General features: G+C 36.6%; 23 protein-coding genes. 9 read left to right on the top strand and 14 right to left on the bottom strand.

Annotated features, from left to right (window positions below):
- The first annotated feature begins 37 nt into the window (after positions 1-37).
- The 6 genes from C8C84_RS06830 to C8C84_RS06805 all read left to right on the top strand — a co-directional run bounded on the left by C8C84_RS06830 (position 38) and on the right by C8C84_RS06805 (position 4,693).
- Entirely contained in the window at positions 38-421 is a 384-nt protein-coding gene (locus C8C84_RS06830; protein WP_233549753.1) for a group III truncated hemoglobin, read from the top strand.
- A 120-nt stretch (positions 422-541) separates the two neighbouring features.
- A complete protein-coding gene (locus C8C84_RS06825) occupies positions 542-1,600 on the top strand; it encodes a 3-oxoacyl-ACP synthase III family protein (protein WP_121312818.1) in 1,059 nt (352 codons plus the stop codon).
- A gap of 66 nt (positions 1,601-1,666) precedes the next feature.
- A complete protein-coding gene (locus C8C84_RS06820; RefSeq protein ID WP_121312817.1) occupies positions 1,667-2,194 on the top strand; it encodes a methyltransferase in 528 nt (175 codons plus the stop codon).
- A 62-nt stretch (positions 2,195-2,256) separates the two neighbouring features.
- Positions 2,257-3,105, top strand: coding sequence for a glycosyltransferase family 2 protein (locus C8C84_RS06815; RefSeq protein WP_121312816.1), 849 nt, complete (start codon positions 2,257-2,259; stop codon positions 3,103-3,105).
- A gap of 74 nt (positions 3,106-3,179) precedes the next feature.
- Entirely contained in the window at positions 3,180-3,926 is a 747-nt protein-coding gene (locus tag C8C84_RS06810) for an ABC transporter permease (RefSeq protein WP_121312815.1), read from the top strand.
- Positions 3,926-4,693, top strand: coding sequence for an ABC transporter ATP-binding protein (locus C8C84_RS06805; RefSeq protein ID WP_121312814.1), 768 nt, complete (start codon positions 3,926-3,928; stop codon positions 4,691-4,693). Before C8C84_RS06810 ends, C8C84_RS06805 begins: the two co-directional genes overlap by 1 nt.
- Position 4,694: 1 nt before the next feature.
- Here C8C84_RS06805 and C8C84_RS06800 read toward each other — a convergent pair whose 3' ends face one another.
- The 14 genes from C8C84_RS06800 to C8C84_RS06735 all read right to left on the bottom strand — a co-directional run bounded on the left by C8C84_RS06800 (position 4,695) and on the right by C8C84_RS06735 (position 17,638).
- Positions 4,695-8,165: a gliding motility-associated C-terminal domain-containing protein gene (locus C8C84_RS06800; protein ID WP_121312813.1), complete on the bottom strand. Its 3,471-nt coding sequence runs from the start codon at positions 8,163-8,165 to the stop codon at positions 4,695-4,697.
- Between the two features lie 110 nt (positions 8,166-8,275).
- Positions 8,276-9,337, bottom strand: a complete 1,062-nt coding sequence (locus C8C84_RS06795) for a mannose-1-phosphate guanylyltransferase (protein ID WP_121312812.1) — start codon at positions 9,335-9,337, stop codon at positions 8,276-8,278.
- Positions 9,338-9,393: 56 nt separating this feature from the next.
- Positions 9,394-9,996 (bottom strand): SprT-like domain-containing protein, encoded by a 603-nt coding sequence (locus tag C8C84_RS06790; protein WP_121312811.1) that lies wholly within the window; start codon positions 9,994-9,996, stop codon positions 9,394-9,396.
- 25 nt (positions 9,997-10,021) lie between these two features.
- Positions 10,022-10,375: a four helix bundle protein gene (locus C8C84_RS06785; RefSeq protein WP_121312810.1), complete on the bottom strand. Its 354-nt coding sequence runs from the start codon at positions 10,373-10,375 to the stop codon at positions 10,022-10,024.
- Between the two features lie 27 nt (positions 10,376-10,402).
- On the bottom strand, positions 10,403-11,080 hold the full coding sequence (locus tag C8C84_RS06780; protein WP_121314999.1) for an SDR family oxidoreductase: 678 nt from the start codon (positions 11,078-11,080) through the stop codon (positions 10,403-10,405).
- Positions 11,081-11,129: 49 nt separating this feature from the next.
- A complete protein-coding gene (locus C8C84_RS06775; protein WP_121312809.1) occupies positions 11,130-11,753 on the bottom strand; it encodes a hypothetical protein in 624 nt (207 codons plus the stop codon).
- Positions 11,754-11,854: 101 nt separating this feature from the next.
- Entirely contained in the window at positions 11,855-12,889 is a 1,035-nt protein-coding gene (locus C8C84_RS06770; RefSeq protein ID WP_121312808.1) for a D-alanine--D-alanine ligase, read from the bottom strand.
- A 36-nt stretch (positions 12,890-12,925) separates the two neighbouring features.
- Positions 12,926-13,636 carry an NRDE family protein gene (locus C8C84_RS06765; protein ID WP_121312807.1) on the bottom strand — a complete coding sequence of 237 codons (711 nt, stop codon included), beginning with the start codon at positions 13,634-13,636 and terminating at the stop codon, positions 12,926-12,928.
- Positions 13,624-14,157, bottom strand: coding sequence for a DinB family protein (locus C8C84_RS06760; RefSeq protein WP_349680456.1), 534 nt, complete (start codon positions 14,155-14,157; stop codon positions 13,624-13,626). Before C8C84_RS06760 ends, C8C84_RS06765 begins: the two co-directional genes overlap by 13 nt.
- Positions 14,158-14,165: 8 nt before the next feature.
- Positions 14,166-14,555, bottom strand: a complete 390-nt coding sequence (locus C8C84_RS06755) for a DoxX family protein (RefSeq protein ID WP_121312806.1) — start codon at positions 14,553-14,555, stop codon at positions 14,166-14,168.
- Between the two features lie 80 nt (positions 14,556-14,635).
- Entirely contained in the window at positions 14,636-15,094 is a 459-nt protein-coding gene (locus C8C84_RS06750) for a YHS domain-containing (seleno)protein (protein ID WP_121314997.1), read from the bottom strand.
- A gap of 100 nt (positions 15,095-15,194) precedes the next feature.
- Positions 15,195-15,725 carry a GNAT family N-acetyltransferase gene (locus C8C84_RS06745; RefSeq protein WP_121312805.1) on the bottom strand — a complete coding sequence of 177 codons (531 nt, stop codon included), beginning with the start codon at positions 15,723-15,725 and terminating at the stop codon, positions 15,195-15,197.
- Positions 15,726-15,734: 9 nt separating this feature from the next.
- Positions 15,735-16,415: a Crp/Fnr family transcriptional regulator gene (locus tag C8C84_RS06740; protein ID WP_121312804.1), complete on the bottom strand. Its 681-nt coding sequence runs from the start codon at positions 16,413-16,415 to the stop codon at positions 15,735-15,737.
- Between the two features lie 83 nt (positions 16,416-16,498).
- A complete protein-coding gene (locus tag C8C84_RS06735; RefSeq protein ID WP_121312803.1) occupies positions 16,499-17,638 on the bottom strand; it encodes an acyl-CoA dehydrogenase family protein in 1,140 nt (379 codons plus the stop codon).
- Positions 17,639-17,733: 95 nt separating this feature from the next.
- On the opposite strand from C8C84_RS06735, the gene C8C84_RS06730 reads away from it, so the two are divergent.
- From C8C84_RS06730 to C8C84_RS06720, 3 genes are all read left to right on the top strand, one after another.
- Complete coding sequence (locus C8C84_RS06730; protein WP_121312802.1) at positions 17,734-18,798, top strand: anhydro-N-acetylmuramic acid kinase; 1,065 nt, start codon at positions 17,734-17,736, stop codon at positions 18,796-18,798.
- Between the two features lie 145 nt (positions 18,799-18,943).
- Positions 18,944-20,077, top strand: a complete 1,134-nt coding sequence (locus C8C84_RS06725; RefSeq protein WP_158592550.1) for a T9SS type A sorting domain-containing protein — start codon at positions 18,944-18,946, stop codon at positions 20,075-20,077.
- A gap of 191 nt (positions 20,078-20,268) precedes the next feature.
- Positions 20,269-21,495, top strand: coding sequence for a Glu/Leu/Phe/Val dehydrogenase dimerization domain-containing protein (locus tag C8C84_RS06720; protein ID WP_121312800.1), 1,227 nt, complete (start codon positions 20,269-20,271; stop codon positions 21,493-21,495).
- Positions 21,496-21,550 lie beyond the last annotated feature (55 nt).

The raw sequence follows: 21,550 nt of genomic DNA, 5'->3' as shown, positions 1-21,550 counted from the left end.
AAAAGTGTGAAGTTTTATTTTTGTTCCAAATGAAAAAATGATGAACGATATTCAAAATCAAGACGATTTGTTTTTATTGGTCGATGAGTTTTACAAAAAGCTTTTATCCGATGATTCCATCAGCTACATTTTTACCGAGGTAGTTAAAATAAAACTCGAAGAACATTTGCCTATCTTAGTTACTTTTTGGTCACAAGCCATTTTGGGAACCGGCGGATACACTAACAATTTGACGCAAATTCATTTGGATGTCAATGCCAAAGAATATTTATCTCCTGAACTTTTCAAAATTTGGCTTCATCATTTTTACAATGCTGTAGACGACAATTTCAAAGGCCCAAAAGCAGAGCAAATTAAGACGCAAGCCTTGAGCATTAGTACCATCATGCAGATAAAAATCGCACAGCAAAAAGCGAATTAATTGCCGTATTTATAATTTTAATCAACATTTGATAAACTTTTCATAATTATTTTAAAATTTTAAAAAAACAATCCCTGTTCAATAAATTTATTAATAATTTAGTAATGAAATCATAAAGCAATGAACATAAAAATTACCGGTTCCGGAAGCTATATCCCAACCGAAATAGTGACCAATACTGATTTTACTAAACACATTTTCCTTAATGATGATGGTAGCCCATTTCCACTACCTAATGAAGTAATTACTGAAAAGTTTTACGACATCACCGGCATCGAAGAACGCCGCTATGTGACGGATGATTTACTGACTTCCGACATTGCAACCATCGCCGCTAGGAAAGCTATTGAAGACTCTGGAATCGATCCGGAAACTTTAGATTATATCATCTTTGCACACAATTTTGGGAACGTAAAAAAAGGGGCGATTCAAACCGATTTATTACCCAGTTTGGCCACCAGAGTCAAATTTGATTTGCGCATCAAAAACCCAAAATGTGTTTGCTACGATATGCTTTTCGGTTGTCCGGGATGGATTGAAGGTGTTATTCAAGCACAAGCGTTTATCAAAGCCGGAATGGCTAAAAAATGCTTAGTCATTGGTGCGGAAACTTTATCTCGAGTAGTCGACAAGCACGACCGCGACAGCATGATTTATTCTGATGGCGCAGGCGCAACCATTATTGAAGCTACGGAAGAAGCAGGCGGAATTTTGGCTCATGAAAGTGCTACCTTTACTTACGACGAAGCGTACTATTTGTTCTTTGGAAACTCGTTCAATAAAACCCATGATCCCGATGTGCGTTACATCAAAATGCATGGTAGAAAAATATATGAATTCGCTTTAAGTCAGGTGCCCAAAGCCATGAAAGAATGTGTGGAAGCAAGTGGTGTTCATATCAATGACATCAAGAAAGTGTTGATCCATCAAGCCAATGAAAAAATGGACGAAGCCATTGTTCAACGATTCTACAAGCTGTTCGGACAAGCAACCCCGGAAGACATTATGCCAATGAGTATTCATAAATTAGGAAATTCAAGTGTAGCAACCGTTCCAACCTTGTATGATTTATTGGTAAAAGGCCATCTCGACAATCATGCTATCCAAAAAGGCGATGTGGTTCTTTTTGCTTCGGTTGGCGCCGGAATGAATGTGAATGCGATTGTGTATAGAATGTAAAAAAGTTGGAAGTTGGAAGTTGGAAGTTGAGAGAAAAAAGTAAATTTGTAATCCAATTTCCTAATCATGTACGAGAAGACCTATCCGAGTAAACGCTTTAACATTACCCTTCAGTTTTTAAAAAAACACATTGCCGCTTCTGAAACCATTTTAGATTTAGGCGTGCCGAATCCGTTTTCCAAAATCATGGAAGAAAATGGCTATACCGTTATCAATACTAAAGGCGAAGACGTTGACAATGACCAAAGGGCTTTGCAGAATGAAAGCTACCAAGTATTTACGGCGTTTGAAATTTTCGAACACTTACTCAATCCGTACACCGTTTTGGAAAATGTAAAAGCGGATAAAATATTAATCTCGATTCCGTTACGATTATGGTTTTCTCCGGCTTACCGCAGCAAAACCGATATGTGGGACAGACATTACCACGAATTTGAAGATTGGCAATTGGATTGGTTATTAGAAAAAACCGGTTGGAAAATTGTTGACCGCGTGAAATTTACACATCCGGTGAAAAAATTAGGTTTTAGACCATTGCTAAGATATTTCACTCCAAGATATTATTTAGTTTATGCCGAAAAAATCAGAAGCTAGAAGAATTTACAAATAACAATTAAACTTTGCGGCTTTGCGGCTTTGCGAGATTTTGCAAGATAATGAACTACTACATCGTCATTCCATCACACAACGAAGAAAAGTTTATATCACTAACCTTACAATCGTTAGTCGAGCAAACTATTTTGCCTGCCAAAGCCGTGATAGTAAATGACAATTCTACAGACAAAACTGCTGCAATTGTTTTGGCTTTCGCCCAAAAACACCCTTGGATTTCATTGGTTAACAAAACTTCCGATGCCATTCATTTGCCCGGAAGCAAAGTGATTCAGGCTTTTCAAAAAGGCCTGGAAACCTTGGACGACCATTATGATTTGATTGTAAAAGCCGATGCCGATTTGATTTTTCCTTCCAATTATTTCGAAATCATTATCCAACATTTTCAATCGGACGAGAAAATCGGAATGGTGGGCGGCTTTGCTTATATTGAAAAAAACGGCGACTGGATTCTGGAAAACCTAACCGATAAAGACCATATCCGTGGTGCTTTTAAGGCTTACCGAAAAGCCACTTTTGAACAAATTGGAGGATTAAAACCGGCTATGGGTTGGGACACGGTGGACGAACTGCTTTGCAAATTCTATAACTGGAAAGTCGTTACCGATGAAACTTTAAAAGTAAAACACCTCAAACCCACCGGAGCCAATTATAACAAAACCGCGCGTTACAAACAAGGCGAAGCGTTTTATTCTTTAGGCTATGGTTTTTTCATCACTTCTATTGCTTCTTTAAAATTGGCGATGCGAAAAGGAAAACCATTACTTTTTATCGACTATATCAGAGGATTTTGGAGAGCCAAATCGGCTAATAAACCGTTATTGGTAACCAAAGAACAAGCACAATTCATCAGAAACTACCGTTGGAAAAAGATGAAAAAGAAATTGTTTTAACCTTTTAATGTACCTATCAAGTAAAATATAGTATTTTTACTGCTTACTATAAACTGAACACTGAATACTAAAAAATGATGCTCGTTCGCTATTTATCCCAAATAGGAAAATATTTCTTAATGTTGAAAGAAGTATTTAACAAACCCACGAAATGGTCGGTCATGAGAACCTTAATTTTCAAGGAGATTGATGATCTAATCATTGATTCACTTGGGATTGTTTGCTTTATTTCTTTTTTCGTTGGTGGTGTAGTTGCCATTCAAACGGCATTAAATTTGACCAATCCTTTGATTCCGAAATACCTCATCGGTTTTGCAACCAGACAATCAGTTATTTTAGAATTTGCCCCAACCTTTATCTCCATCATTATGGCGGGAAAAATGGGTTCATTTATTACTTCGAGTATAGGAACGATGCGTGTTACGGAGCAAATTGATGCTTTGGAAGTAATGGGCGTGAATTCTTTAAACTATTTGGTTTTTCCCAAAATTATCGCCCTTCTGCTCTATCCTTTTGTAATTGGAATCGCCATGTTTCTAGGTGTTTTTGGCGGTTATATTGCTTGTGTTTATGGCGGATTTGCTTCAAGCAACGAATTTGTTATTGGTATTCAACAAGAATTTATTCCCTTCCATATTGCATATGCCTTTATTAAAACTTTTGTTTTTGCCATGCTATTGGCCACCATTCCATCGTTTCATGGCTATTATATGAAAGGCGGCGCTTTAGAAGTTGGTAAAGCGAGTACGGTTTCGTTTGTTTGGACTTCGGTAACCATCATTTTGACAAATTATATATTAACGCAATTACTTTTGACCTAATGATAGAAATAAAAAACATCGAAAAGTCATTTGGCGACACCAAAGTATTAAAAGGGATTTCCACCATTTTTGAGACCGGAAAAACCAATTTGATTATTGGACAAAGTGGTTCAGGGAAAACAGTTTTGCTAAAAAGTTTACTCGGAATCCACACACCAGACAAAGGCACAATCGCTTTTGACGGAAGAATATACTCCGATTTGACTGCTGATGAGAAAAGAGCATTGCGCACCGAAATCGGAATGGTATTTCAAGGAAGTGCCCTTTTTGACAGTATGACCGTGGAAGAAAATGTAGGTTTTCCATTGAAGATGTTCACCAAAAAATCGGCTGCTGAGATAAAAAAGCGTGTAGATTTTGTAATTGAAAGAGTGGATTTGAAAGAGGCTCATCATAAAAAACCTTCTGAGCTTTCCGGTGGAATGCAGAAACGCGTTGCTATTGCTAGAGCAATAGTGAACAATCCAAAATATCTTTTTTGTGACGAACCGAATTCAGGGCTTGACCCAAAAACCGCTATTATCATCGATAATTTGATTCATGAAATTACTGTTGAATATAATATTACGACTGTAATCAATACCCATGACATGAACTCAGTGATGGAAATTGGCGAAAAAATCATTTTTTTAAAACAAGGGATTTTGGCTTGGGAAGGCACCAAAAAAGAAATCTTCAAAACCGATAATGAAGCCATAACCGATTTCGTTTATTCCTCCAATCTTTTCAAGAAAATTAGAAAAGCACAGAACAAAGGAGATATGTAATTTATTGATTATTACTGACAAAAACCCAACCTACTTTATTTTCTCCCGTTCTTAAGCTAAGGATGTAATAATACGTTGAATCGGGCAATCTTTCTCCCTTCATATTTTGACCGTGCCATTCATCAATATAATTGTTTTTCTCGTATACTTTTCTGCCCCAGCGATTATAAATTTCAATTCTGTCTACTTCAAAACCGGCTAAATTAAAGCTGTCATTGGTAAAATCGTCATTCGGTGTAATCACATTTGGAATAAAGCAAATGGTCCTGATGACATCAATCGATTGAGCCACCGAACAACCATTTCCATCCGTTACCGTCAAATTATAAAGTCCGATTTCGCCACGAGTAATCACAATCGGATTTTGTGCTGCCATAAAATTATTTGGTCCTGTCCAAGTATAATTGGCCGTTAGAGGATCAAATGAATTATTAATTGGCAAAGCCGTTACAACATATTCGTTTTCGATGCAATTTTGACTCAATTCGAATTCGGGCAAAGCATTTACCAAAACAGCCACGCTTGAACTTTCAGACGAGCAGCTATTTTGAGCAGCAGAAACCGTGTAAATTCCATTGTTACTTGGAGATATCGTATTAATTATAGGGTTTTGTGTTGTAGAAGTAAATCCGTTTGGACCGGTCCATTGGTAAGTCGCATTTGGAACATTGGTCGCATACAATTGAAGATTTCCGCCTTCGCAAATGATACTATCGGCACTGGCTGTTGGAACTTGCGGAATTTCATTAATCGTAATATTGATAAAAGCTTCTTCAAAGGCATTACAACTGCCGTCAACATGATATCTGAATTCGTAACTACCAAAAGCAACATTGCTTGAATCCCAAATATTATTATTGAGTGTTCCGCTTGAGGTCGCTTCGTCCCAAATTCCATCGGCATCATAATTCCCTTGTAAAAGGGCAAATAAATCGATGTTCCCTTGACGACCACAATAGGAAAATGAACCACCTTGACCTGCATTTGGCGGGACATTAGTAACCGATATTGTATAACTTAACACCTGATTTAAACAAGAACTTTGGTTATTGGTGTAAGTTATCCTAACATGATAAGTTCCGTTATGAGCAACCGAATTAAAGGGCGTAAAACTCAGCGTACTTGAAGTGCTCAATATATTTGTGGTATTATTGTCTTTCCACCATTCATATTGAAAAAAAGAAAAATTGGGTGCCGACAAAGTCAGGTTCTCTCCGTCACAATTGATTTCGTTAGCTGAAATAGCCAGTGGATTTGGACTCAAAATCTCAAATGCACTATTTAAGAAATTCCCACAGGCATCTTCCACTTGAAAATTGTAAGTCGCCGGTTGCAAGCCTGTAAAAATATTTGAGTTACCATTCTCAATAACAAATGGCTGTCCGTTTCTGGTGGTTATTCTATATTGTAATGGATCGAAACCTTCTGCCAATACAATAACTTCAAAAGTACCACCACAAGAAACAGCATAAACATCGTTAATTTGAGGCAAACCATTGTAATCAAATTCATAAAGGGTTTTAAAACAATAGACAATATCCGGATTATTCATTTCAAAACTTTGGAACACTTTTAAAATTCTAAAATGTCCTTGATAAGCTAAATTATAATTGATACTATTGTTGGTTAGTAAAACAGAATCGCCATTACCGGGATAAGTTCCATTGGTATAAACCACACCTGTCAAAGGATGACCCCAATCATTGGTCAACGTATTTAACTTTTGCAACCAATAGGAAGTTGATACATCAGTATTAGTCGTATTGTTTAAATTAAGATTAAACGAACCACAATTTGGAGTAACCGCAACATTGGTACTGTCTTGATGTCCTAAAATCGTTATGTTGGTTGTGTAGGGAATATTACACAAATTTACCGATTGAATCACATAATTTCCTGCTGGCAACATGTCTAAAGTGAGCGTTGTCCCATTGGAAACCAAATTACCCATCAGATTTAAAGGCAAAGTTGCTCCATAAGCTGCCGGTGCGGAAGTCATTGATATGGAATTGAATTGTCCGGTTATTCTAATCGTACCAAAACCATCTTGACATCCTTCGGCAACGGTTAAAACCGGATTTTCTGATACAGGCGCTATGACTACTACCACAGTATCCGGCTGATTACACAAATCCAACACGTCAAAAACATAAGTTCCAACCGGTATATTCTCGAAAGTGACGTAATTTGCGTCGTTAATTAAAGCGGTATAATCATGCGGCAGAGGAACATTGTAAGTTGAAGGAGCAGAAATCAATACCATTTGTTGGATACCGCTAATGATTACCGATCCGGTAAGACAATTTACATTGTACAAAAAAGTAAAGGGTGGCGCTACTTCTGTAATAACGACCTCGATAGTAAACACCTCTGGATTTCCACAAATATCAACCGTATTAAAAACATAAGTTCCTGCTATTAAACCACCAATAGTTACGGCACTGTTAACGATAGAGGAAGTATAACTCTGCGGCAATGATGTCGAAAACCCTGAAGGTGCTGAAACCAAAACCACGTCAGTTACTCTGAAAAAAGTGATTTGTTGGTGCGTACAATCTTCAGGTAAAACTTGGTAGCTGGCTTCAACCGATAAATTATCTATTTGACCGTTTAAAGTGTAAACAGTTCCGCAACCATCTGTTATCGTGAATGTATAACTGTAATTTTGATTGGCAAACAGAGGAACAATTTGGGAAAACTCTATACCATTGGCTATATTTTGTGTATAGGTTATGGATGGCCCTGAAGGTGGAAAAAGCGTGGTCACTATTTGCAAAGGAAATTTTACAATTCCTTGAGGATAAGGTATAACGGATTGAAAAGCGGCGCCAATTTCCACTGTTGTACAAGTGGCTAAATTAGGTTGAAATAATTCAAACGCTATTTCCGTATCCGAACTTTGCAAATTATAGGTTTGCACAACACCTTCGCCACAATTATCAAAAACCCTAATCAAATACTCGCCTGCTGTCAATCCGTTAAAAACATTAGACGTTTGCAAAGGTCTAATCATTGGACCGGAAAAAAGTTCATAAATCAATCCGTTGGTCGCCACTGTACCTGATAAAACATTTACGGTAATTCTTCCATCATTCCCACAGGTTTCGTTTATACTACTAACTTGATAAGTCAATGGAACTACTAAATCCTCTATATCAACATCTTGTTGCTGCATTCCACTGTTACCTGCTAAAGATTGTGTAGCGATAACCCTGTAACTTCCGGCAATTAATCCGGTTAAAGTATTTGTCGACTGCACAGATATTGGAGTCGAAATATCCGGCAAACGATAAATTGTATATAAAATGGTTGACCCAACTGTTGTGTTAGAAACATTGAAAGTCAGCTTTCCATTGGCTGTACAAGTTTCATTGGTTCCGGCTACCGTTAGGGTAAAATTTGACAATTGACTGAAAGACAATTGTGTTATAAGCAAAAAGACAAAAGAGAACTTCAATTTAAAACCATTCATTTCAGGCGATTTTTTCTGATAAAACTAAATGGAAAGATACAACAAATATTTAATGGTTGCGGAAATTCTTAGTATTTGAAGCCAAGAAATGAGTAAATGATGTTTTTTATTTATAATTCGTTTGCTCTAGCGGTAATTTTCTTGATATCTTGCTCCTTACTTTTGGGGTAAATCATCAATACGTTTTCATTATCCACAATGATATAATCATCTAAACCATCAATAACCACAAGCTTTTTAGCGTCAGAACGAATGATATTATTAGAAGCATTTTCCAAAATTACTGTCGCATTTACGACTGCATTATTCTGCTCATCCTTATCAAGTTTTTCATGTAGTGAACCCCATGTTCCCAAGTCGTTCCAATCAAAAGTTGCGGGCAAAACATAGACGTTTTCAGCCTTTTCCATTATAGCATAATCGATTGATATATTTTCGGCTTTACTGTAATTGTCTATGATAAATTGCTTTTCATTCGACGTATTATAATTATCAGCACCTTGTTGGAACAAAGCATTCATTTGGGGTTGGAATTTCTCAAAAGCTTGTGTAATCGATTTTGCACTCCAAATAAAAATTCCGCCGTTCCAAAGAAAATTTCCGGCTTCTAAAAATAATTTGGCTGTTTCGTAATCTGGTTTTTCTCTGAACTGATTCACTTTTTTTATCGGATTATTATCTGATTTATCAAATTCGATATAACCAAAACCGGTGTTTGGAAAAGTCGGTTGAATTCCTAAGGTCATCAAAGCATTTTCCTTTTGACAAAAATCAAAACATTGTTGCAAATTGTTCGCAAACTCGGCTTCATCTTCTATCCAATGATCGCTTGGCGCGACAACCATAACGGCATCGGGATTCATTTTCTGAATTTTTAGCGAAGCATATAAAATACAAGGCGCCGTATTACGCATTGCTGGTTCTAACAAAACTTGCTCTGGTTTTACCATAGGCAATTGTTCCAAAACCAAACCGTTGTACCGCTCGTTAGTTAGTATCAAAATGTTCTCTGTCGGAATCAACTTGGCCAAACGACTAAAAGTCTTTTGAATCAAGGTATCACCCGAACCTAACATGTCGTGAAACTGCTTTGGAAAATCGGTGGTGCTGACCGGCCAAAATCTTGACCCGACTCCACCGGCCATTAATATTGCGTAATAATTGTTGTTCATTTTTCTGAAAGTAACTAAGTTGCTAAGGTACTAAGTTGCTGAGTTTTTTTATCCTATTATCCCGGAATTATTTCTACCTCAGCGTTGGCGTTAAACAAATACAATCTCCCGGTTTTGACTTCGAGACATTCGTAGCGCTTTACACGCAAGCCTTTCTTCTGAAAGATTCTTCCGTTTTTGATTCTAAATAAACTACCGCTTGGCACTTCGTGTACAAAATGAATATCGGATTTTCTCTCGTCAAATTGTTTTAGAGCGAAAGCCAACTTTGCATCGGTATCACTACTCGCGGTTGGATTTCGGAAATGATTCGCCACCAAAGGCAACACCGAATGCGGAAAAATATCCGGCCGTATAAACGGCACCATTAATCTTTGAAACGTATGCTTCCATTCGTTCCCATGTGGTTTGATTAATCGTCCGAATTTTTCATAAGCCACCAAATGCGCAATTTCATGCACCAACGTAATCAGAAAACGATACTTATTCAAATTGGCATTCACCGTAATTTCATGCTTTCCTCCTACTGCGCGGCGATAATCGCCATGACGGGTTTGTCGTTCGTTGACAATTTTCAAATGCACATTGTTGCTTTTGATTAGCTCAAAGCAAGAAAGAACAGCGTGTTCGGGAAGGTATTTTTGAAGGACTTCGCTCAAGGAGTTATGAGTTATAAATTATGAGTTATGAGTTGCTTTTTGATGTGATAATGATGCTTCTTATGATTTTTAAAACTTCTTCGCATTTGGGATAAATACTTTTAAATTCTTCTACTGAAATATAATCTGTCTCTTTTAAAAGTTCTAACCAATACATTGTTTCGTCGCATTCTTTTTGAGAAACGGCTAATTTATGAATGAAATCTGCTTTGCTTTGAGCATTTACTGCTTCTCTAACATTGGCACCAACTGAAGTAATGGAACGAAGAAACTGTTTACTCATAACAAACTCTTTCTTATCAGAAACTAAACTCTTGTAGAATCTAATTCCTAGAACGGCTAATTCAAAACTCTTTGCTTTAATAATGCTTTCACTCATAACTTATAACTCATAATTCATAACTATTTAAGGCGTTGATGATGAAACTTGAATCACTTTTCCGTTATGATACTTATTTCCGGTTAGCGCGAAATTGAAAATGTAGTCGGCCATTTCTTTGGCTGAAGTTGGCGCTTCGTAACCCGGAAAAGCTTCTTGTAACATTTCGGTATTCACCGCTCCGAGTGCCAAAACATTGAAAGCGATGCCTTGTTCTTTGTACTCTTCGGCCAATAACTCTGACAGCGTAATTACAGCACCTTTACTTGAACTATAAGCCGCTAATCCCGGGAATTTCATACTGCCTTGGATGCCACCCATCGAACTGATGGAAACTACATGACTTCCTTTTTCCAAATACGGCAAACAAACACGAGTCAAATTGGCCACACCAAAAACATTGACGCTGTAAACATTTTCAAAATCGGCTTGCGTAAGTTGGGCAAAAGGTTTGTTGACTAAACATCCGGCGTTGTGAATGATGATATCGACTTGTTTCCAAGCAGTAGCTAGAAATTTTTCGACTTCAACCAATTCTTCTTCGTTGCCTAAATCAACTGACAGACAAGTGATGTTCTCGTTTTCGATTAAAGCTTGTGGTGTTTTTCTGGAAATGGCTAAGACTTGATGTCCGGCTTGGGCAAATTGTAAAGCCAATTCGTAACCAATGCCACGCGAAGTTCCTGTAATGATGATATTCTTCATGTGTTTCTTTCTTGTCGTAAATATACTAAAAGTAAGGATTTGAAAACCATCAGAAATATTTCTTCCAAAATTTATATCCTTGCAAAATTCCAAATCCCACAAACACCAACGGAATGATAATCTGCATTAAATATTTTGCCAAAAAATCAACATTAGAAGCAAAGTAATGCAGTGCCAAAATCAACGTCAGCATGCCGCAAAATGTTCCGAGAATCGTTCCCACAACAAAGACATATTTTCTAGTTCCTGAAATTTCAATGTAATTTCCGTTTAAAAGCCAAAGATTCCAACCGGTCCAAAACGGAATTTGAATAAAGTTTAAACTACTCAATACTATGCCCAAAAAGAATGGCGCATAATTAAAAGTGGTTGAAAAATCACTTTTAGCATTGGCACTAGAATAAAAAACATACGCTAGTAGCAACATAAATACAATCGAAAAACCTTCAATATACTTGGTTAGTTTTTTATTAGCCGCTAAGCTGTTGGCGAAAATTAAAGTGAAATAAATCACGAAGAACTCAATAATAATTACGCCCAATAAGTACAAAACCGTTGGCGACAAACCTAATCTTTCATAAACCTGAAAACCGACAACGTTCAAGTATCCCAAAGGAATCGACCCGATGAAACTCACCATAAAACCAACGAATATGTTTTTTAGGTTTTGCATGTTGTATAGTTTGTCATTTCGTCTCGTCTTTTGGGACGAGAGAGAAATCGCATCAGATTATGAGATTCCTCGTGCCTCGGAATGACAAAGTAATTATTATTTTAAAAATTCACAATTTTATTACTTTGTTCCAAATGCAAATTGTATTGCTCCATTCCGATTTTGTGTGGCAAATAATCGTAACCGCGTTTGTGATTGGCGACACTGATTTCGAACATATAGGTAATGTGTCGCGCCAATTCTTTCCAAGCAAAAAACAGCGAATGTTTCGGGTCGTAAATGTGTGTTGGTTCGCTTGCCGCGCCATTTAATTCAACTATGGAGAAGTTTTTTCCTTGTTCTAATTCGGCCCAAGTATTGTACATTAAATCCATTCGCCCAAAATAAAATTCCTCAATTTGCAGACACATATCATCAATCACTTTAGTCAATTCCGGAGAAATTAAATGACTGTAATCTAAGAATTTAGCGCCTCGAGCATGATTACCATACGGAACCAGATTTCTTTTTTCACCTTTTACCAAAATGTCTTTGAGTTGGCTGCCATATTCTTTTTGTAATGCTTTCAACTGAAATTCATATCGCGGATTGGCTTTCAATAGTTCTTCAATTGTTGAACAACCATCGCCTTCAACGATTAGGAATTCTTTGGCGACAATTCCGGTAATTCTACCTTTTTTTTCATGCGGATAACGGACATAAAAAATCCCGACTTCATTGGGAAACAGAATCAAATCTTGCACTAAATAATCAAAATTGGCTTTGCTGTGATAACTTTTTAAGTCTTCAATTGAATTAATTTTTTTGACTGCCGAACCACGCAAACCAATATCAGGTTTGGCAATAAAAGGGAAATCAATCTTAGAATTGGTTAGTATATTTTCGACTTCCTCAAAAGGCAATTGTTCTTTGACAAAATCGGTTTTCGGGTAAAACTGTTGCGGAATCAAATCATAGATTTCAATCTTACTGTCCATGATAAATCCGCCGTTTCGCATCGTTGGGTTACAAGTATTGAAAAAGAAAATCGTTCGTGCTTTCAAAGCATAATAAGCCCAAAGGAAATAAATCGGGATATAAACAATTTGGAATGGCCAATATTCCCAATGGAATAGTTTGTGGAAAAATAATCTCAAATTAATTATGAATTACGAATTGTAAATTATGAATTCTTACAAGGATAGAAATACGTTAGAAAAATCGCGTTCAGTAATCAAATCATTGTAATGAATACTGACTTTGTTTTTTTCGATAATGGTTTGGGTGATGCTTAGTGTTTTTAAAATATCATTTCGGTTGATGACTAAACCGTGTTCGTTGTTGTCTTCTTCTGTATAACGGTGAAAATTGAACAATTCTTCTTCATTGACTTCGGGTTGGGTATCTAGAAAAGTAGAAAACCAATTTGCTCTTTTTTCTCGAACTGCTGACGAATATAAAGTGGAAGATGACCAAATGTGACTTTGATTCGTTTCCAAGGCTAAAGTGCTTTTCTCCAACTCATTCCAACGCAATTGATAGAGATTTTGGTTTTCGAATAACACTAAAGTAAACGGTTCTATATGGTCTAAATCGATAGCTTTCCAAGCTTCCAAAGGCGATTCGCTGCCGATTAAATCGAGTACGATTAAACCGCGACTTTTTCGATAACTGTCTTTTAAAACATGCTTTTCTTCAGCACCATTTAATAAAACCAAAACATTGGAATGCTCGTCAATGGCATACCAAGTGCCACCGGCTTTGTTGTCTTTGGGAAAAATGACTTTTTTATCGTTTAGGAGATACGTTTTGGGTTCAATGGCATTCGGGCGAATTATTTTCTCATCACGATTAGATGTAATGATGATTTTACCATTGGCATTGACAAAACTTACTGTGCACATTGTTTTCGGTATTCGATAGTTGAGCGTGCTACGCCAAAATCAGCATCAATTTCAATGGTTTTAGATTGAATAATCGCGACTTTGATTAACGCTTGATGGTGAATGCAATGTTCTAAATTGTACAATAACTCGCGTTGGTAATTACTGTCAATCAGCAATTCTTCCCCATCGACGATTTGTTGCAATTGCAAGTTTTTATTGGGTTTATCGACTTGTTTCAAAATGATATCGATGCATTCTTTGGCGAAAGCCGTATTGGTTTGAATCAGGTAATCTCGCTTTCGGTTATCATAATTGACCACGCCATTTTCATATTGGTTTTCGAGACACTGAAACATTTCAATAATGTGACGTGTGTGTTCACCAATAGTGGCATTGCTCAAGTCATAACAAGGACAACAATAATCGTCGTCTGAAAGTTGCGAGACCAAGCCTGACAATTCATTGAGAGTTTTGTAGATGGCCGGAATAAGCATATTTAGTTCTTGTTTGTTTACTGTATAATTACGATTTTGATCCAAAAATAGTTTTACAATTTAAATCGTAATAAATCCGGAATTTTATTTCGTTCCGCATACACCAAAAGCAAACAGCTTATTAAAGTGACGACAGCCAAAATAAATAACGTTCCACCATCATTTTGCACTTCTATTCCTAAGACAAATATATGAGAAAAAATCGCTCCTAACATCGTACCCAATGCTAAAAATGCGCCAAGTAATGTTGTTTTCGGAATTAAAATCAAAACTGCGGCAATCAATTCGACCACACCGGAACCAATTCGGCCGAATGGTTCTATGCCTAAAGTTTGAAAAATATACACACTTTCTTCGGCTGCGGTGAATTTAAAGTATAACGTTTGTACAAGAATTATCACGGCGACGAGCTTGACAACCCAGAATATAATTGGGTTTTTCATTTTTTGGATTATTAGATTGTTAGATTATTAGACTACTTAGAAGGGTATTACTGAACACTATCCCGATAGCTATCGGGAGATTACTGAACACTAATCTTCTTCCAATTAGCATCGGCTTTTTTCTTCAAATTGGTTTCGTCTTTATTCCAACTTTTGAGCGTATTATTGAAATAAGCATTGTAAAACAAATACAATTTCCCATCCAAAACTTTAAATGTTTCCGGATTAATCTCCACTTTTTCGCCATAATCGCCCATAGCAAAAGCGCACCAGCCGCCATATTGCGATTCGTAACCGGAAGGATTTTTAACAAAAGTTTCTTTATTCGCTTGAGAAGAAAAATAATAAATCACACCTTCATAAGTTGAGGCAAGAGATGATTTTCCTTTGATTGCTTTTTTCTGTGTAAAATAAGCTACCGGATCATAACCCTGAATGGCAACTTTTTTTTCTAAATTGAAATGGGTTGCTCTTGAGTTTTGAGCCAAACCGGTTACTGAAACAAAAGCAAACAGTAAAAATAAAATGGATTTGTTCATGAGTTTAATTTTTAAATTATCTAATTTGATAACGCAAAAGTAAAGCGTCATGAAAAGCGGTTTTGTCGGTTAGTTTACAGTTGGAGTAAAATCGTTGTTTTTACGCTTTAATTTTACCGTAATAAATCAAATCCACGACTTCACCTTTTGTAGTTTTATAATCTTTTCGAATTTTTCCTTCTACCTGAAATCCACTTCTGTCAGCAAGTTTCTGAGCAAACAAATTACTTTCGTGTGTTCTTAAAAACAGTTTTGCAAACCCAAAATGGTCAAAACAATGGTCTACAACTAATGAAAAAGCTTTTGTAGTGATGCCTTTTCCGGCATAATCTTTATCGATGTAACAGCCTAATTCTGCTTTCGGAATATTCCAGTCAATGTTTTTGACATCAATAAAACCAACCAATTCTTTGGTTTCAAGATTCTCGATTACAAATGGATAATATAATTTATCGTCGCGCTTCTGAAGTAATTCCTTTAAAAATTGCGTTGTTTCTTCAAAGGTTTTTGTTCTGGAGACAGTTCCTGTAAAAAAGTCCTCCAATCGTTTTCTGTTATTTTCTACAAGCGAAAAGTATTTTTCCAAATCGGAGATTTCTAATAAACGGACACTAAAATGATCAAAAGTCATGCGTTTTATTTAAGTTAACTTCGAAATGTCTTCTATAATAATTTCTTTTCTGCCGTAATGCATCAAGCCATTTTCTTCTAATTCATTTAATAAAACGGTAGCGGTTTGGCGTGAAGTACAGATGATTTGAGCGATGTCATTTTGCGTAAGGTAATTTTGAATCGTGATTCTATTGCCGTCTTTTTTACCATCGCGCTCTGCCCAATCTTTGATAAAAGTGAGTAATCTGGTTTTGGCGTCTTTGGAAACCAAATTGGCGTAGTTGTTTTTGATGCGTTTTAATTTTAGTCCGACAAACTTGGTGTAAGACAGTGCCAAACTTGGATTGCGCAACAACAAATCTTCAAAATCAGATAGTAGAAAACTACAAATGATGATATCGTCCGTTAAGGCTTTAGCATATTCGTTGGAGTTTCTGTCGCTATCGAGTTCGAGTTCGCCAAATAAATCGCCTTTCTCGATAATATCTTTAATAGTTTCGTTACCGTCTTCATCGACAGAGACAATTTTGATATTGCCTTTTTTAAGCAAAAAAACCCTAGGCAAATCCGAAGAAGAAAAGTAAATGATATCGCCTTTTTTGGCTTTTTTAAAACCGGTTATAATGCACAACTGCTTGATTTGTGACATGCTTAGTGTCCAAAACAATTTATGATCGCGGAGATACCAATATTTTAACTCTTCATACATAGCGTAAATGTATAAATTTATTCTAATAAAAAACCCTTCCAATATTTACACTGAAAGGGTTTTTCTATTTGTTAGCTGTTTGATTAAGAAACCAAACCTCTCGAAATTACAATTCTTTGAATCTCAGAAGTTCCTTCATAAATCTGAGTGATTTTAGAATCTCTCATCATTCTTTCAACATGGTATTCGGCTACATAACCGTTTCCTCCGTGAATTTGAACCGCTTCATTGGCTACTTCTAAAGCAATTTCAGAAGCGTATAATTTTGCCATGGCGCCTGAATGTGCAATGTCTTTTCCTTCATCTTTTTCGCAAGCCGCTTTCATGATTAATAATTTGGCTGCCGTGATTTTTACATACATATCCGCCAATTTGAATGCAATCGCTTGGTGTTTGAAGATTTCTTTACCAAAAGCTTTGCGCTCGTGTGAATATTTCAACGCTAATTCGTAAGCACCGGTTGCGATTCCCAAAGCTTGAGAAGCAATCCCGATTCTTCCGCCGTTTAATACATTCATAGCGAAGTTGAAACCGAAACCGTCTGCTCCGATTCTGTTTTCTTTTGGAACCTTTACATCTGTAAACATTAACGAATGTGTATCGCTTCCGCGGATTCCCATTTTCTTTTCTTTTGGTCCGACTTCGAAACCTGCCCAACCCTTTTCAACGATAAAAGCATTGATTCCTTTGTGTCCTTTTTCGACATCGGTTTGTGCAATTACTAAATAAGTTGAAGCAGTTCCACCATTAGTGATCCAGTTTTTTGTACCGTTTAATAAGTAATAATCGCCCATATCTTTGGCGGTTGTCTTTTGCGAACTTGCATCACTTCCGGCTTCCGGCTCTGACAAACAGAATGCTCCGATTACTTCCCCTTTGGCCAAAGGCACTAAATATTTCATTTTTTGTTCTTCCGAACAGTATTTTTCCATTCCGGCACACACCAGTGAATTGTTGACCGACATGATTACTGCTGCCGAGGCATCCACTTTGGCAATTTCGGTCATCGCCAAAACATAAGAAACACTGTCTAATCCGGCGCCGCCATATTTTGGATCTACCATCATTCCTAAGAATCCTAAATCCGCCATCATTTTGACTTGCTCGGTTGGAAACTTAGAGTGTTCGTCTCTTTCTATTACGCCGGGTAATAATTCCGCCTGAGCAAAATCTCTTGCGGCTTGTTGAATCATTAACTGCTCTTCGGTTAAATTAAAATCCATAAATTGTAACGATTATGTTTGTTGTTTCTTTAATTTTGGTGTGCAAAAATAGGATTTAAAAGTTAAAATTTCAAACGTTTTCGTAAATTTAGCCAATGTTGAAAGAAAGTTATACCGTTATCGGCGTCATGTCGGGCACATCATTGGATGGCGTTGATTTGGCACACATTAATTTCACTGTATTAAAAGACAAATGGCAGTATAAAATCCTTGAAAGTGAGACCGTTTCGTATAACGACGATTGGTTAAACAAATTGAGAACGGCTGTTGATTTTTCGAAAGCTGAATTAAAGCAATTGAATCAAGACTACACGATTCTTTTGGGGAATATCATTAAGGATTTTATCAACAAACACAAAATCACCCATCTCGATGCGGTTTGCAGTCATGGACACACCGTTCTGCACCAACCACAAAACGGCTACACTTTACAGATTGGAAATCTAAAAGAAATGGCGAAAATCGTAGGCGAAACGATCGTTTGTGATTTCCGGGTACAAGATGTTAAATTGGGTGGACAAGGCGCTCCACTAGTGCCTATTGGTGACCGAATTCTATTTTCTGAATATGATTATTGTTTGAATTTAGGAGGTTTTTCGAATGTGTCTTTTGAACAAGACGGAAAACGAATCGCTTTTGACATTTCGCCGGTGAATACAGTTTTGAATTTTTACGCTAATAAATTAGGTTTAGCTTATGACGACAAAGGCAATATCGCTCGTTCGGGAGAAACTGATATGACATTATTGGAAGAATTAGACAACTTGTCTTATTACCAAAAACCATATCCAAAATCTTTAGGTTTTGAATTTGTCAAATCGATTGTATTGCCATTAATGGAAAGTTACGACATTAGTCTTGAAGACAAAATGCACACTTTTATCAAACACATTGCCAAACAAACTGCTTTCGCTTTACCGGAAAGAAAAGGCAAAATGCTCGTTACCGGCGGTGGTGCTTACAATACTTTTCTGTTAGAAAGCATGCAAGATTATTTGCCTGAATTGTCACTCATCGTTCCAGATGCTAAAACTTTAGAGTATAAAGAAGCATTGATTTTTGGATTACTTGGCGTGTTGAAATTGCGCAAGGAGATTAATGTATTGAGTAGTGTTACCGGTGCGAAGAAGGATCATTCATCGGGCTCTATTTTCACTTGATAAAAAGCATTTATCGTTCTGCAAATCTTTAAAATAAGCAGATTTATTGCTTTTTTTATAGTTACAATAGAATTTTAAAAAATAAATATCACTCTCAGGGGTTGCCTTCCTCATGTCTTATGATTATATTTGTAAAAAAAAACGTATGACAGCAAAACTACTATTAGCATTTTTAAGTATCGGATTTTTCAACGCCTATGCACAACAGGAAGCGATTGATTATGTATCTAATTTAGCCGAACCATCAGCAATGGTTTCCCAAGGAACGACATTGTATGTACAGGGAATCGGAAATATATACAAAATAAATACGACAGTTCCTGATCCTAATCCAACGGTTATATACACCGCACCTACAGATTTTTACATGACCAATCTGACCATCAGCGGTACTAATATGTATATCTCGGAAGAAAATTATTCTGAATCTACAGATACTTTTTTGGGTTGCAGGATTATATCATTGGATTTAACTAATCTGACAGCTCCGGCAAATGTAATTTACACCACGATGCAGTATGTATCTTCTTTGACAGCTAATGGATCTTTTATTTATTTTTCAAGCGAAACTGATCCGGACGGTGAGGATAACTTTACGGTTCAAATTCATAGAATAAATACAGCTGTCGTTAACCCTACAGCCACAGTTTTAGTGAGTAATCTTAGTTCAAATTATGAGGCTAGAGATATGACTTTTTATAATAATAACTTGCTTATATCTGTAGGTGGCGAGGGCAAGGTTTTTGGATTTGATACTACAGTTGCTCCGATTGTGGTATCTGAATACTTTAGCGGGCTAAATTTTAATAAAGGAATTTTCGTAAATGGCTCAAGTATATTCGTTACTGAGGGAAATCTTGTAGGAACAAAAAACCTTAATACTGCAAATGCATTAACCTATGTAGCCAAAAATACTACTTACCAAGATATTAACGGAACCCCATTTAACGCTAATTTTAGAGATGTTGTTTTGATTGGAGATAAACTCTACATGACTTTGCTCAACCAAGGAAAAGTGGTTGTAATACAAGATGCTGATTTATCTACAACTGATTTTGACAACTTAAATACTATTTCTATTTATAATTCCAAAACAACCCTTACTGTAAGCGGATTAGAAAGTAGCCAAAACGCAACAATTTATAATATATCTGGTCAGAAAATAATTTCTGCTAAACTTTCGGAAGTCGAAAACAGTATTGATATTAATGTATTACGCAGCGGTATTTACATACTAAAAATAGACAGCCACAATAAAGCTTTTAAATTTGTCAAATAAACAGTTATAGCTCTCATTTTAAAAATCCATAAAAAAGGAATTTTCATTCAAGATGAAAATTCCTTTTTTTTGTGTAAAAGCTCACAATCTCAAAATTTCAATTTAGACGCGTAACTCTCAAATTATGACAAAAACATCTCTTTACACGAACCTATTTTTTATATTTGCACCACAAATAAACTAACAACACAATGAAGGAATTATTAAAAAAATTCGAAAACAAAGAACCCGAAATAGTATTCAACTGGAAAGACGCTGAGACAGAAGCCGAAGGATGGACTGTAATTAATTCACTTCGCGGTGGTGCAGCCGGTGGCGGAACCCGAATGAGAAAAGGATTAGACATGAATGAAGTATTGTCTTTGGCGAAGACTATGGAAGTAAAATTCTCTGTTTCCGGTCCGGCGATTGGTGGTGCGAAATCGGGAATCAACTTTGACCCAAATGACCCGCGTAAAAAAGGCGTGTTGCAACGTTGGTACAAAGCGGTTTCTCCTTTGCTAAAAAGTTATTACGGAACCGGTGGCGATTTGAATGTTGACGAAATCCACGAAGTAATTCCGTTTACGGAAGAATGCGGTGTTTGGCATCCGCAAGAAGGTGTTTTCAACGGCCATTTCAAACCAACAGAAGCTGATAAAATCAACAGAATCGGACAATTGCGTCACGGTGTAATTAAGGTAATCGAAAACCCGAAATTCTCTCCGGATGTACTGCGAAAATATACTGTAGCCGATATGATTACCGGTTTTGGTGTTGCCGAAGCGGTTCGTCATTACTATAACATTTACGGTGGCGATGTACAAGGTAAAAAAGCGATTGTGCAAGGTTTTGGAAATGTAGGTTCGGCTGCTGCTTTTTATTTGGCCGAAATGGGCGCCAAAGTTGTCGGAATCATCGACAGAGATGGTGGTGTGATTAACGAAGAAGGTTTCTCTTTTGAAGAAATCAAAATGTTGTTCTTGAATAAAGATGGTAATAAATTGGTAGCCCAAAATATGATTCCGTTTGCCGAAATCAATGAAAAAATTTGGACATTAGGTGCTGATATTTTTGCACCATGTGCGGCTTCAAGATTGGTAACCAAAGACCAAATCGATAACTTAATTGCTAACGGATTGGATGTGATTTCTTGTGGTGCGAATGTTCCGTTTGCCGATAAGGAAATATTTTTTGGCTCGATTATGGAAGAGACAGACAGCAAAGTAAGTTTGATTCCTGATTTTATTTCGAATTGTGGTATGGCGAGAGTTTTTGCCTATTTCATGGAGAAAAAAGTACAAATGACTGACGAAGCCATCTTCTACGACATTTCAGAAACGATTAAAAAAGCCTTGGATAAAGCCTACGCTTTGAATTCCGACAAGAAGAATATCAGTGCGACAGCTTTTGAAATTGCACTGAAACAATTGGTATAATATTTTGATGTTTTTTGCGTTATATACCTAAGAAGTTAAAGTAAAATTAAAATAT

The sequence above is a fragment of the Flavobacterium sp. 102 genome, assembly GCF_003634615.1.
Taxonomy (GTDB): Bacteria; Bacteroidota; Bacteroidia; order Flavobacteriales; family Flavobacteriaceae; genus Flavobacterium.
Note: the sequence above shows the minus strand (reverse complement) of the source record. Positions and strands in the feature narration are given on the sequence as shown.